We start from the raw sequence: 13,477 nt of genomic DNA, 5'->3' as shown, positions 1-13,477 counted from the left end.
GGGCAAGTTTCACAATATTTAGAAGCAATATGTCATTCATACGCTTGCTATGAAAGGTAATTCAAAACAATTTATGAATTCATTACTTCATCCGTCAGTCGGATAAATTCTTCAGCGTCTTTTGCCATGATTTCAATCCCGGCTGCCCAAAAGTCCGGTTTTGTCAGGTCTACGCCAAGGTGCTTCATGGCTAAATCTTCTACTTTCATCCGTCCGGTATCGCGGAGCAAGGCGATGTATTTGTCTTCAAAGCCGTCCGGGTTCTTTAAGTATTCGGCGTAAATACCAAGGCTGAACAAATAACCGAACGTGTAAGGGAAGTTGTAGAACGGCACGTCGTCAATAAAGAAGTGGAGTTTGCTGCACCAGAAATGCGGATGGTAGCCGGACAAAGAGTCGCAGTACGCTTCTTTTTGCGCGTTCACCATCAGTTCATTCAGCCTTTGCTTAGATACAACGCCTTTCGTACGCTCTTCATAGAAGCTTTTTTCGAACAGGAAGCGCGCATGGATGTTTAAAAACATCGCGGTGGCATTTTCCAGTTTCGCATTTAATAGCGAAATTTTTTCTTCCTTCGATTTTGCGTTCGCGACCGTTGCATTGCCGATGATCGTTTCCGCAAAAGTGCTCGCCGTTTCAGCAACATTCATGGCATACTCGCGGTTTAATTGCGGCAAATCGCGCATCACATGGCTGTGGAAAGCATGGCCGAGCTCATGCGCCAAAGTGCTCGCATCGTTTATGGAGCCGGTGAAAGTCATAAAAATCCGCGATTCCTCAAACTCCGGCAAATTCGTGCAGTAGCCGCCCGGGCGCTTATTCGGCCGGTCTTCCGCCTCCACCCAGCGGTTTTCCAGCGCATGTTTGGCAAACGATGCTAATTTCGGGCCGAAAGAAGCGAAATTTTCAATGACAAAATCGCACGCTTCGTCATATGTAAAGCGGGTCGGTTTCATATCCCCGAGTGCAACCGGTGCATCAACATCCTGCCAGCCCAATTTTTCCATACCGAAAATTTTGGCTTTTTGGTTTAAAAAATTGATAAACGGCTGCTTGTTTTCGGCAACTGCTTTCCACATCGCATCAAGCGTTTCTTTCGACATGCGGTTATATTCCAACGGTTCATCCAGGAAGCTTTCCCGGTTGTGGGTTTTTTGCAGCGTAATCCGGTAGCCGTCCAAGTGGTTGATCGTATCAGCAAAAATCGGGGCATATTTTTCCCAGGCCGCTTCCCAGTTTTCAAACAGCTGTTTGCGCACTTTTGGATCCGGGTCGGAATACATCCGGTTCATCGCCTGGCCGACCGATAATTCCGTCGTTTTTCCTTCTTTATCCGTAAACGGGATCGTCATGGTGGAAACGGTTGTATCGTACAGTCGGCTCCACCCTGCCAAGCCGTCCTGGTTCAAATCTGCAATAAGTTTTTCCTCTTCTTCCGACAACAGGCGTTTCCCTTCGTCGCGTGTTTCATTGAGGGCAAAGGAAACTTCACTTAATTCCTTGTCCTGCAAAAACTTTTTCCAATCTTCATCCTGGATGGAAACAAGTTTTTTCTGAAATGTCGTGGACAGCTTTTGCATTTCGCTGAACAAATCCATGACCTGCCCCATAACAACATTCGCGTATGCATCATCCATGTAGGCATCGTGCCACATTTGCACGAACGTCGCGGACTGCCCGAGCCCCTTTCCGATCTCTTCCTTTTTTTTCAAGATTGCCTTAAACGGCTCCGGAGAAGGGTCTTTTGAAAAATCCCATGCATTCAGCAAGGTTTCGTATTCTCCAATTTCATCTTTAATTCCCTGCAATTTTTTCTGCAGTTCCGGGGATTTCGTGCCGCCGGGAATAACAGCATCCAAATCCCATGTATCGATATATTTCATCGGATGACAGCTCCTTTCTTGATTCCATTTTACAAGGTTATGAAAAAAATACCAATATGGATTCATCCAAAAAAGGTACGGCCTTTGGAAGACCGCACCTGTAGATTAATTTCTCATTTCATCCAAGCCAATGAACCCATCGGATCCCATGGTTTTAGGACAATCGGTTCCTGTTCCCAGGCTTTTTGCAATTCATCCGGAAGATATTTTTTATCGACGACAATTTGATACGTATATTCGTCCATCCATGCATCGCTCATGACAAAGTAGCCGTTTTTGCCGACTTTTTCGCCCCAGCTGTTTTCAACTTTCCAGCGGTTCGGCCTGCCGTCCACGAGATTCACGCCTGTTAACACCATCGCATGCGTCATGACGCTGTCTTTGTAGTCGAGGCGTTCCGCTTTTGACATCCCGAATGGAAATCCAAACGCTATTTCAACATCATAAAGGGCTGTGTCCATGATCCCTTCATTCCGGTCTGAAGACTCCGCTACATCGCAGCCGAACCAGACGCTGCGGTTGTCCTTGAGTTGCCGGATCGCGAGATTTTTAAAAGTTTCCATATCCACATTTAAATACTTGATTGGTTTTCCGCCGATGACATTGCCAAGATACTGCACCGTATATGTTTTCCCGAACGGTTTGTCTTTTGTCGGCGCATTGATGATGCTGACGTAATCATCGAGTGCAAACCCGACATATTTTTGGAAAAATTGTTGCGGTGTGATGCCTTGTTCCCGGTGGAAAACTTTGTCGGTATCCCGGAATTCAAAATCAAATGTTTTTGGCGGTTCACCAAGTGTAAAGACGAGCAGCTTGTAAATTTCAGCAAGCATACCTGTTTTTGCCTGCCGCAAATCTTCTTCCGATCTGCCTTCCGCATACATTTTGCGGAGAACCATCGCATCTTCGCGCAGCTTGGCGTTTAAAAGCGGGTTGAGTTCGCGTGAGTTACTGCTGTTGTATGTTTCCGGCATGACCTGCTTCGGTACGGCGCCGTACTTTTGAATCAACGAAACGAGCATATCCCACTGTCCGCCATCCTGCTGCGGGGTTGCAAGCAGCCAGGAAACGAGCCTACCTTCCAAAGGCTCATCTGCCGTTTCAATAATGCTTTCCAAAAAGTAATTGGCTTTTTCGAATTTGTCCCAGAAAAATGTATAGTTTTGCGAAAGCTCGAAGTCTTTTAATTTGAACTGTGCGTTTAATTTGTGGGTAAACGTGTTTAAGGCCGCAAACATCCAACAGCGGCCACTTTGCTTCTGGTTCGTTACTTTTCCGGTTTCAATTTCGTGCGAGAATACGTGATTCATGGACACGAACGAATCATTGTTGATCGTTGCGGCCTTGATCCCGTTTTTCATGACCGCATCCCGGATCACTTTGCTTTGCGGTACTTCACGGATTTGTCTGGAAAAGCTTTCCGCCATCCCCGGCGTAATTTCCCTTGCCATATAAACGCTCCCTTTCATTTGTGTTCCTTTCCATTATACGCCCAATTCTGTAAGAAAGACTATTTTGCAGTTTGGAAAGGAAAGGAGTATCCTTTAAATTCCTTTGATGTGAGTATCTTCCTCCAAAGGCGCGGTTCAGCGGATGGCCATTACCTTCGTACCCGATCATAATGCCGATCAAAATCCGCTGATGGACCGTGCGTTGCTGCAGCCAGCATCATATTTCCTGCATAAATACCGGCATTAAGCATTGACCATTCTGTTAAATCCCGATCGATGCAGATAAAGGCCGCAACCGGTGCATTGAAAAATTTGAAATTATTTCTCCGCCGTTCTTCCGGCGGGATGCCCGCTTTCCCTTTGATTTTTTCATAAGTACGGTTCATCTGTTCCTAGACCGATTCCGGCCAGCCGGTCGGTTTCGGCATATCTGAATCATCCTGCGGTTCACTTGCATCATAAGCTTTTAGATAAGCATCACGCAGCTTTTCCATCACTTCTCCGGCCGCGACATACACTTCCCACGGCTGCGAATTAGCCCATGACGGAGATTTTTCGCATCATCCAACACTTCCCAGTAAAAGTTCTTTCAGCACTTCCTGATCTGTAAACATCCGAACCGATTTCCGTTTATCAAATAATCCGTTATTTCCGCCAGCACTCCATCTTTTGAGAGTTAAAATTGAACTTTTTCACATATTTTTATTTTAGCCGATGGAAAGAAAAAAGTAATAGAATGTGCATAGAATCAATATATAATATTGTCTCATCAACTTTTCAGTTTCAAAATCTTATCTTTTCTTATTATGCTGATCACGATGGATTGTTTTAAGCGGATCCTAATTAAGAGTACTTTGAAGTAACTGGGATGACAACGACAGTATCCCCATCCCTTTACGTAGAATCAGCAGAAACTATAGAATAATCGGCGGACCTCTCTTAAAAATCAATGGTAACTTCAAAAATATCAGCGGTAAGGTACGGGAAATCAGCGAAAGGCAGAAAAAACAGGGAACAGAGGGCCTCACTTTTTGCATCGGGACAAAGAAAAACCCGTAGAAGAAGCAATCCTCCCGACGGGTTTTCTTTTTTTGGAATAACACCAACCAATTCTTTATTTTTCTAACCTTTTGTACATCTCAATCATTTCTTTTACCAGTTCCGAAATGGTTTCGGCGCTCATGAGCTGGTCTTCGGCATGCATGAAGAGCATCGAGAATTCTACTTTATTACCGCTTGCTTCCTGCTGGATCAAGGAAGAGTGGACTTTGTGCCCTTCGACGAAATATTGCCAGGATTCCTGCAATTTTTGTTCCGCCAATTCAAAGCCCCCGTCTTTTGCCGCATAGAGCGCTTCCATCACCAAGCTTTTGGCCATGCCGACATTACTGATAATCTGAAATCCAATTATATTCATATCTGTCATTTGTTCTTGTTCCAATATGAGTGTCACACCCTTCGTTCGTCATTTTATTAATCTTGCAATTCCGGCTGGCCGCTGAAACCTACTTCTTTTGCTTTTTCTTGAGCTTGGGCTTCAGCTTCTTCCTGTTCGTTTTTATATGCCAAGCGGTCTGCCGTTTTAAAGAAAGGATAGTAAATCGCCATTGAGATAAAGATTTGGACAACATTCAACACTGCGCCTCTCCAGCCGCTGACAAGGAATCATGCGATGACCGGCGGGGTTGTCCATGGAATGTTTGTGCCGTTTGTGTACGGAACCAAACCAGATGCCATTGCAAAATATGCAACGACGCACAATACAAGCGGTGTAAGGATAAACGGAATGATCATGATCGGGTTTAATACGATCGGCATCCCGAAGATAATTGGTTCGTTGATTCCAAAGAACCCAGGTACGATGGCTAGTTTTCCTAATGCTCTATATTGGCTCGATTTCGACGCGAACAAAAGCAGCAAGGCCAAGCCGAACGTGCCGCCGAAGCCGCCGATTTTCATAAAGTTTGAATAAAATTGATAGTTTACAATGTGCGGCAGTGCTTTTCCTGCTGCGAATGCTGCTGCGTTGTCGGCTGTTAATGCCAACCAGATCGGCTGCATGATACCGCCGACAACGTTCGAACCGTGGATCCCGAAGCTCCAGAGTAAAGCTTCAAAGACGGTAATGATCAATGTTGCCGGCAATGTTGCGCCAAACATCGACTCGAAGTTTCGGATATTTCCCTGCGTAATCTGGCCGCCCATATTACGATCGCATGCAAAAGGATTAAAGAAGGTTTTGTCATCGAAACGCTTGAGCACGGATTATCTGGAAAATATCCGTTTGAAAAAATGGTCGCCGAAGAAATTGTTTACGAAGTGGAAAAGTTGACAGGCCTGGAATTTCCGGAATCGGAAATAGATTACATCATCATCCATCTGCTTGGAACGAAATTAATTCATAAAGATAATTTGGACCATTACTACAAAGGAAAAGGTATTGCCAATTGTACATTTTTTCCCGGTATCCGAAAAATGTGGTATCCTTATGTATAGAAATTCTGTACCGGGGTGAGTATCGATGAGCGAAGAAAAAGATTATGAAACAAAGGGCTATGATACGAGCATTGTATATGATTACAAGGAAATGCCCGATATCCATCCGGGACGCTGCGATAACTGCGGCTACAGCCATTTTAAATCTTCGGTCAAACATGGTGTGTTCCTGCGTGAATGCCGCCGGTGCGGAATGAAAAAAAGCATCTAGGAGCATATCCATGAAAATATTAGAGGTATTTTTAGAGGGAAAAACGGCGGACCCGCTGCTTTGCGAGGATGCATGGATTGTCACGGAACATTTTGCCGCAGTGATTGACGGCGCTACGGCGAAAAGTGCACTTGTTATTGACGGCATGGCAACGGGAAAATTCATTGCCGAACAAATCAAAGCGGCAGTGGAATCCGTAGAGAATCCGGATTTGGATTCTGAAGCGTTTGTCCGGCTGATTGAATCGCATTTATACGAGCAGTATAAAGCACGCGGACTGCTTGGAGAAATGCAAAAAGATCCGAACAAAATTCCGGCGGCAAGCATGGCCGCGTACAGCAGATACCGCCGTCAAATCTGGCTGTTCGGCGACTGCCAGGCATTTGCCGGAAAACGGTATACGAACTTTAAACCGGTCGACCGGCTGATCAGTATGGTCAGGAAATATTATATTGAATATGCGCTGTTGAATGGAAAAACGGAAGCAGAGTTTCTGGACGAAGACGGCGGCCGGAGCGCGATCCAGCCGCTTTTGCACATGCAGCAGGCATTCCTCAATTCCGAAATGGATTCACCTTTTTCGTATTCAACGATCAGCGGATTCGGGTATAAAATGGAAGATGCTAAAGTAATACCCGTTCCGGCCGGTGTCCAAGAAGTCGTGCTTGCCAGCGACGGATATCCTGAACTATTCCCTGATTTAGCGGCAACAGAACGTTATTTAAAGGAGGCACTGGCGGAAGACCCGCTTTGCTACAAAAAAATCATTTCGACAAAGGGCATTGAAAACGGCAGGATTTCTTTTGATGACCGATGTTATTTAAAGATTGGGATAGACTAGGTGTCGGGTTGCACGCATATGAAAACCACTTTTTTACAGTTTCTGGATATCAGGGCGGACAACCGTTGCACAATGAAAGATTTTTTTACAAATGGTCTCCAGGTTTTCGTAAAGCCCATTTGTAAAATTTTTTCTCCTTTTGGTCGTATGGCTTCATATGGATCATTCGCTGTAAATCATCACCCCATTTCATCTTTACATGCTCCATAAATGACAGCTTTGCTAAAATTCTTGCCGCAACATGCCTTTAAGCAAATTACGCATATCCCTTTGCCTGTAAAAAGAGCTTGATGAGACTGCCAAAACCGAACTCAGCAGCCCCACTGCCCCTTTCCATGAAATATTTTTGCCATTATACCCTTAAAAAACTGTTTCAGAAAGATTTATTTTACTAAGCATTCAAAATACATGATATACTAATACAAAGAACAATGGTGCAGTAAGGGGGCAACCGCATGCTTGAACGATTGTTAAAAGGGGCTTTTTCCTATTGGGCCACATTTGCCGCAGCATTGGTGCTCGCTGGGATCTGCCGGCATTTTTTGTTCAGCCCAGTTACCGTTTACGGGGAATCGATGTCGCCGACCTTGGCCAATCATGAAAAAGTCATTGTCAGCAAAGTGGGGGAAATTCACCGGTTTGATATTATCGTTTTTCATGCACCGGATGAAGACGCTTATTATGTCAAAAGGGTGATCGGCCTTCCCGGCGACAGCCTCGAGATAAAAAATGATACCCTGTATATTAACGGCAATCCGTATGCAGAGCCGTATTTAAAACAAAACAAAGCAAATATAGAAGAAGGGAGCAAATTAACCGGGGATTTCACACTGAAAGAAATTACCGGAAAATCCACTGTGCCGAAAGATTCGTTCTTCGTCATGGGCGACAACCGGCGGATCAGCAAAGACAGCCGGATGTTTAAATTTATATCGGCCAAATCGGTGGTCGGAAAAGTTGAGCTGTCGTATTACCCGTTGAAAGATCTCGGGATGCCGAAATAAAGCGTAATGAAGGGGTTGCCCAAAAAGCCGGGAAAACCGGCCAAGGGGAGCCCTTTTTAAGCTATTTCGACAATTATTTTCTCCGCTGGATTCTGCTGATCCTGTCCAGCCATGAAAAAATCCGGGAAAGCCTCCCGGATTGTAGGTGAAACTCAGCATCACTTGTTGAACCAAATAAAGTAACTCAAAACGATGACCAGGACTAAAAAACCGATAATCGAGCTGAAGACGATTTTTTTCGATCTGGTGAAATTTCCCAAGGTAAGACTCTCCCCTCTGCGAGAACTGTATTGTTATGCTCATTTTACCCTTAAAAGGGAAAATTCAAACAAAGGGGCGATTTAGTCCACCTTCGACATTTGCAACGCCTTCTTAATGTTTTTCAATGAATTGCTTTTTCCATACAACAGAACCCCGCCGCGGTATATACGCGCACCCTCCGCCGCCATCAGAATAATCATTACTACCAGCACCGCCGCTCCTGAGATGCCCACCCAAACCGGCAAATCAAGCATTCCGACACGCAAAAACATCAGCATCGGAGTAAAAAACGGCACATAAGAAAGCACAGTGATGTAGCCTGCTGAAGGATTGCCAAGGCCTGCCATCGCAAGGAAAAAGCCGATCATCACTAGAAACGTCATCGGCATCATCATTTGCTGCGCGTCTTCAATCCGGCTGACGAGCGAACCGAGCAGTGCCGCAAGAGTCGCGTACAGCAGATACCCGAGTACAAAAAACACAACAGCATACGCAATTGTTGATGCCTTTATATCGGAAAAACCAAATACATCAAAAAAGCCCCCGGTTAAATTGTCGAGATTTTGTTTGATTGAAAAATAGGCTGATGCAAGCAGAACGGCCATCTGTGTCAACCCGAGCAAAGCGCCGCCGAGAATTTTCGCAAACATTTGCTGCACAGGAGATACGCTTGAAATTAAAATTTCCATGACACGCGATGCTTTTTCCGTCGCCACTTCCATTCCGACTGCGCTCGCATAAAAAATCACAGCAAAATAAATGGCAAACAGTAAAATATAAACAAGTCCCCTTGCCTGCGCCAATTCTTCCTCGGATTTTGCTTCGCTTTTGAGATTCACGCTTTTAAAAGATACCGGGCTGTTTAACTGAGCGAGCTGGCTTGGGGAAAGCTTCAATTCGGCAGCCACCATACTCCCTTTTACAGCCTGCAAAGCCTGCTCCAAACTGTCCGTGATGCCGGTATCAGCCAAGTCGGGGGCTTTATATGTCGCTTTTGGCATACGGGACGCATCAAGCGACAGAACAAGATATCCTTTATATTTTCCGCTTAAGACCTCTTGACGCAATATGCTTTCGCTTTTTTCCGTTTGAACAAGCTGTATATCTTTGTCAATAGCTTTCAGTTGCTGTTTCAACAGCCCGTAGTGCATGTTCGTTTGATCGAGCACAGCAATTTTTTCCTGCTTGCCGCCACCCGCAAAAAAATCGATAATCCGGCTCATGTTGCCCATGATGATGACAGCGGCTAGCAAAATAACAGTCGTGATGATAAAGGATCTCGATTTTAATTTGGACGAGTAAGTATGCCCGAGCAAAATGCCGAACTTATTCATAGGAAGCCCCTACCTTTTCTATGAAAATATCATTTAAAGACGGTTCTTCAAGCGCAAACTTGCGGATAAAACCTTTCCCGTTGATTTCATTTAAAATTTCCTGCGCGGCTTCTTCCCGGTCAATTTGCAGTTCCGCCCCCAAAGCCGTTTGCTTAAATTTTGCAACGCCGGAGAAAGTACGTAAAAATTCGAGGTCAAAGTCAGCATGGATGATGACATTTTTCTTGCCGAATGCGCGCTTAATCTCCTTTAACCCGCCGTGAACAACCGGACTTCCATGATGCATAATGCACAAGTGCTGGCAAAGTTCTTCGACATGCTCCATCCGGTGGCTTGAAAAAACAATCGTTACCCCGCTATCCTGCAGTTCACAAACGGCTGCTTTTAAGGTCTCGACATTAACCGGGTCAAGCCCGCTGAAAGGCTCATCCAGTATGAGCAGTTTCGGCTTGTGTATAACTGCGGCGATAAACTGGATCTTCTGCTGATTGCCTTTTGAAAGTTCCTCCACGCGTTTATCGAAGTATTCTTCGACATGAAACCGTCCGAGCCAATATTTTAATTCTTTCAGTGCATCCTGCTTGCGCATCCCCCGTAATCTCGCAAGGTAAACAAGTTGATCCTTTACTTTTAATTTTGGATACAATCCCCTTTCTTCCGGCAAATACCCGATATGCGGGCTGACATTGTAATCGATCTTTTTCCCGTTCCAGGTGATTGTGCCTTCATTTGGTTTTAACAAGCCCAAGATCATCCGGAAAGTGGTCGTTTTCCCGGCTCCGTTCGCTCCTAAAAAGCCAAAAATTTCTTTATCGGGAATGGTTAAAGATAAGTCTTTTACGGCTGTAAAATCACCGAATCTTTTGGTCACGTGCTCCAGCTTCAAGGACATAATCCTTCGCCTCCTTTACCTTCTCTCTACATACGTAAACCGGCAGAAAAAGTTCCATAAAAAAGGCCGCATAGCAAACAGACCATTGAAAAAAAGAAAAGCGGCGGGCTTGCTCCATTGAAATGGTCCCACCGCTTTATATTTGTGCGTGTTATCCTTTTTCAGCTGCCTTTGATATGCGGCATTTACACATGGTTCATTAATATGCTGTCCATCCGGCATCTGCCGTGATAACGGTGCCGTTAACGAACGAGGAATCATCGGAAGCGAGGAAAAGCGCAATCTTTGCAATTTCTTCCGGCTTTCCGGTTCTCGGGTTGAGCCCGATGCCGGCCATTGCCCGCTCCATCCCGAACGCGTTCGGCTCGCTCATCGTCGTTCCAATGTTTGTTTCCACCCCGCCCGGCGCAATGGCATTGCAGCGGATGCCTTTTGGTGCATATTGGAAGCCAACACTTTTTGTCAATCCGACCACAGCATGTTTTGAAGCAGTATACGCAGTACCGGCCCGGGATCCGAACAAGCCGCCGACCGAAGCAACATTCACAATGACACCGCCCCTTTTTTCAAGGAAAATCGGAAGCGCTTTTCTTATTGTCCGCATCGGCCCGGTTGTGTTGACGGCGAAAACTTTTTCCCATAAGGCGTCCGTGAGATCCGCCGCCGGTACCATGTTGTCCATAATGCCGGCATTGTTTACGAGGATATCAAGCGTACCATATGTTTTCACTGCCGTATCGATCATGGTTTGCACATCTTCTTCTTTTACGACATTGGCCTGAACGGCAACAGCCGCACCTCCGGCTGATTCAATTTCGGAAACAGTCTGCTGCACACCTTCTAAATTAAGATCGGAAGCGACGACTTTTGCACCTTCATTTGCATATAAAATCGCAATCGCTTTCCCCATACCTGATGCAGCGCCAGTCACTACAGCAACTTTTCCATCCAGTTTTCCCATGATCCCTCACCCTTTATTGAATGCGTTTACAAAATTTAGTACAAGTGCATAATTTTATTATATTACATTTGCACGCTATTACCAATCATTTTTTTCGGTTTTATAGGACTCCGGTCACAATTAGACCGCGAACTGGGCAGTAATATAATGATTTTTTGATTCATACGGCAACAATTCATTCCGAAATAACAACTTTACTTTCCAGAACGATCCAAAACGCGAGATTTGCATTCCATTCCGCTTTTTTTCCTTCCAAAACCTATTCCATCCTGGCACAAAAAAGGGACTGTCCCAAAAGCCCTTTTTACATAGAAAATGCGGCGATATTTTAAAAGACCATTTTAATCAATTTTTTCTCCTCGAAATGGACCTTAGAAGCATTGTAAAGAGTACTTTACTGTAATTTTTCCTCTGAAATAGGTTTGTCCCAAAAGTATGTTTACCGACTTTTGGGACAAATCTTTTATTGCTATTTCTGTGTATTTTCATACGCCTGTTTTCCGAGCAAAATCGCACCCGTGATGCCGGCATCGTTTCCAAGGCCGGGTGCGGTGATATATTCGGACAGCGGTTCCGGCAGCTTGGCATAGCCGTTAATCAGTTCGCCAAGCCTTTGATGAATGAGCGGAAATAATTGCTTTTGGTGCATCACGCCCCCGCCCAGAATAATTTTTTTCGGCGACACGATTAAAATATACTGCATGAGCGCCTGTGCAAGGTAATCGGCTTCAATTTTCCACACTTCAGGGTGCCCGGCGAGATCTTTCCCTTTTTTCCCCCAGCGCGCCTCAATCGCCGGACCTGCGGCCAAGCCTTCAAGGCAGTCATGATGGAACGGGCAGGTGCCTTCGTAATGGTCATCCGGGTGGCGGCGCACTAAAATATGCCCCATTTCCGGGTGTGACCATCCTTCAAGCAGTTGGCCTTTTACAATGGCACCGGCGCCGATGCCGGTACCGACCGTAATATACAGGCAGCTGTCAAGACCCTTTGCCGCGCCGAGCATCAATTCCCCAAGCGCGGCACCGTTCACGTCCGTCGTGAAACCGGCCGGGACGCCCAAAGCTTTTTCCATTGTTTGTTTTATCGGATAGTGCTGCCATGCCGTTTTCGGCGTTGTGGTGATGTACCCGTACGTTTCACTCGCCGGATTGACATCAATCGGCCCGAATGATGCGATGCCAAGTGCTTTCACTTCAAAGCGGGAAAAAAATTCAGTCACATCTTTCATTGTATCTCCCGGATCGCGCGTTAGAAACTCGACCCGTTCCTGGATGTTTCCATTTTCATCCCCGACCGCACAAACAAATTTCGTGCCACCGGCTTCAATTCCGCCAAATAACATTGTGATTCCTCCCCTTTATGTTTTTTGTATGTTGACTGCGGTAAACACAAATTTATCATAGCGGTGCCTTGAGAAAGAATATTCAAAAGGCACGCCGGTATTTAAATAGCCAATTTGTTCCACTTCCAGCACCGGATCATCCGGAGCACATTTTAAATATTTTTGGTCAAGTTCATTCGGCTTGTCCGCCCGGATTTTGCGGTGGCATCCACCAATCGTCAAATGCAATTGGTTTTTAATATAGCTGTAAATCGATGATTGCAGTACTTCATCGGTAATGCCGCTGATCAACTCGGCAGGCATATATGTTTCCTCCAGCACATAGGGCTCCCCCTCCACGATCCTGAGTCGGATAATATGGTAAACCGGTGTCTGTACTGTGATCGATAAATGAGATGCGATATGTTCATCCGGAAACATCACTTCAAATGTAATCGTTTTACTTTTAATATCCTTATCTTTCAGCAAATTGGTCAGGCCAAGTGACTCATTTGTCGATACATTAACAAGTTGGTTATCCACAGCAGACTTTACGATAAACGTGCCATGCCCCCGCTTCCGATACAGCAGTCCATCCATCACAAGCATGTCAAGCGCCTTTTTCATTGTCATTCTACTGCAGCCGAATTCTTTCGCCAAGGTAATTTCATCGGGAATGGGCGCATCATATGGGTATTCTTTTTCTAAAATCCTTCTTTTGATTTCATGAGAAATGCTCTCGTATTTTGTTGCTTTCGGCGCCTGTTTCATTCATCATTCCCCTTTGCCTTACTAATATCTGGCTATACGGTTATT

Annotated in this window: 14 protein-coding genes and 1 pseudogene; 4 read left to right on the top strand and 11 right to left on the bottom strand. The window is 45.3% G+C overall.

Going from position 1 to position 13,477, the window contains the following annotated elements; translation table 11 throughout:
- Positions 1-71: 71 nt before the first annotated feature.
- The 6 genes and pseudogenes from BpJC4_RS09400 to BpJC4_RS09375 form a co-directional block, all read right to left on the bottom strand.
- Entirely contained in the window at positions 72-1,883 is a 1,812-nt protein-coding gene (locus BpJC4_RS09400; protein ID WP_151697804.1) for a M3 family oligoendopeptidase, read from the bottom strand.
- Positions 1,884-1,996: 113 nt separating this feature from the next.
- A complete protein-coding gene (locus tag BpJC4_RS09395) occupies positions 1,997-3,337 on the bottom strand; it encodes a C1 family peptidase (protein WP_151679691.1) in 1,341 nt (446 codons plus the stop codon).
- Positions 3,338-3,486: 149 nt separating this feature from the next.
- A pseudogene (locus BpJC4_RS09390) lies at positions 3,487-3,879 on the bottom strand (nitroreductase family protein); the annotation flags it as partial.
- A 572-nt stretch (positions 3,880-4,451) separates the two neighbouring features.
- Positions 4,452-4,778, bottom strand: coding sequence for a PTS sugar transporter subunit IIA (locus BpJC4_RS09380; protein ID WP_253718619.1), 327 nt, complete (start codon positions 4,776-4,778; stop codon positions 4,452-4,454).
- Positions 4,779-4,810: 32 nt separating this feature from the next.
- Complete coding sequence (locus BpJC4_RS16325; protein WP_216643717.1) at positions 4,811-4,972, bottom strand: hypothetical protein; 162 nt, start codon at positions 4,970-4,972, stop codon at positions 4,811-4,813.
- Between the two features lie 30 nt (positions 4,973-5,002).
- The gene (locus tag BpJC4_RS09375; RefSeq protein WP_216643716.1) at positions 5,003-5,542 is read right to left on the bottom strand and encodes a PTS transporter subunit EIIC; all 540 of its coding nucleotides are present in this window, start codon (positions 5,540-5,542) and stop codon (positions 5,003-5,005) included.
- On the opposite strand from BpJC4_RS09375, the gene BpJC4_RS09370 reads away from it, so the two are divergent.
- The 4 genes from BpJC4_RS09370 (at position 5,516) to lepB (ending at position 7,889) form a co-directional block, all read left to right on the top strand.
- Positions 5,516-5,833, top strand: a complete 318-nt coding sequence (locus tag BpJC4_RS09370) for a PRD domain-containing protein (RefSeq protein WP_151679694.1) — start codon at positions 5,516-5,518, stop codon at positions 5,831-5,833. The genes BpJC4_RS09375 and BpJC4_RS09370 overlap by 27 nt on opposite strands.
- 25 nt (positions 5,834-5,858) lie before the next feature.
- Complete coding sequence (locus BpJC4_RS09365; RefSeq protein WP_151679695.1) at positions 5,859-6,044, top strand: DUF8096 family protein; 186 nt, start codon at positions 5,859-5,861, stop codon at positions 6,042-6,044.
- Between the two features lie 10 nt (positions 6,045-6,054).
- Complete coding sequence (locus BpJC4_RS09360) at positions 6,055-6,885, top strand: hypothetical protein (protein WP_151697803.1); 831 nt, start codon at positions 6,055-6,057, stop codon at positions 6,883-6,885.
- A 455-nt stretch (positions 6,886-7,340) separates the two neighbouring features.
- Positions 7,341-7,889, top strand: coding sequence for a signal peptidase I (lepB, locus tag BpJC4_RS09355; RefSeq protein WP_151697802.1), 549 nt, complete (start codon positions 7,341-7,343; stop codon positions 7,887-7,889).
- 341 nt (positions 7,890-8,230) lie between these two features.
- Here lepB and BpJC4_RS09350 read toward each other — a convergent pair whose 3' ends face one another.
- The 5 genes from BpJC4_RS09350 to BpJC4_RS09330 form a co-directional block, all read right to left on the bottom strand.
- Positions 8,231-9,484, bottom strand: a complete 1,254-nt coding sequence (locus tag BpJC4_RS09350; RefSeq protein ID WP_151697801.1) for an ABC transporter permease — start codon at positions 9,482-9,484, stop codon at positions 8,231-8,233.
- Positions 9,477-10,376: an ABC transporter ATP-binding protein gene (locus tag BpJC4_RS09345; protein WP_151679699.1), complete on the bottom strand. Its 900-nt coding sequence runs from the start codon at positions 10,374-10,376 to the stop codon at positions 9,477-9,479. The genes BpJC4_RS09350 and BpJC4_RS09345 overlap by 8 nt, the downstream gene beginning before the upstream one ends.
- A 199-nt stretch (positions 10,377-10,575) precedes the next feature.
- Positions 10,576-11,337, bottom strand: a complete 762-nt coding sequence (locus BpJC4_RS09340) for an SDR family oxidoreductase (RefSeq protein WP_151679700.1) — start codon at positions 11,335-11,337, stop codon at positions 10,576-10,578.
- Positions 11,338-11,806: 469 nt separating this feature from the next.
- A complete protein-coding gene (locus BpJC4_RS09335) occupies positions 11,807-12,682 on the bottom strand; it encodes an ROK family protein (protein ID WP_151679701.1) in 876 nt (291 codons plus the stop codon).
- A gap of 15 nt (positions 12,683-12,697) precedes the next feature.
- Positions 12,698-13,432 carry a GntR family transcriptional regulator gene (locus tag BpJC4_RS09330; protein ID WP_151679702.1) on the bottom strand — a complete coding sequence of 245 codons (735 nt, stop codon included), beginning with the start codon at positions 13,430-13,432 and terminating at the stop codon, positions 12,698-12,700.
- Positions 13,433-13,477 lie beyond the last annotated feature (45 nt).

It is taken from the genome of Weizmannia acidilactici (assembly GCF_008974185.1).
Classification (GTDB): Bacteria; Bacillota; Bacilli; order Bacillales; family Bacillaceae_C; genus Weizmannia; species Weizmannia acidilactici.
This window is presented reverse-complemented; position numbering and strand designations above follow the sequence as displayed.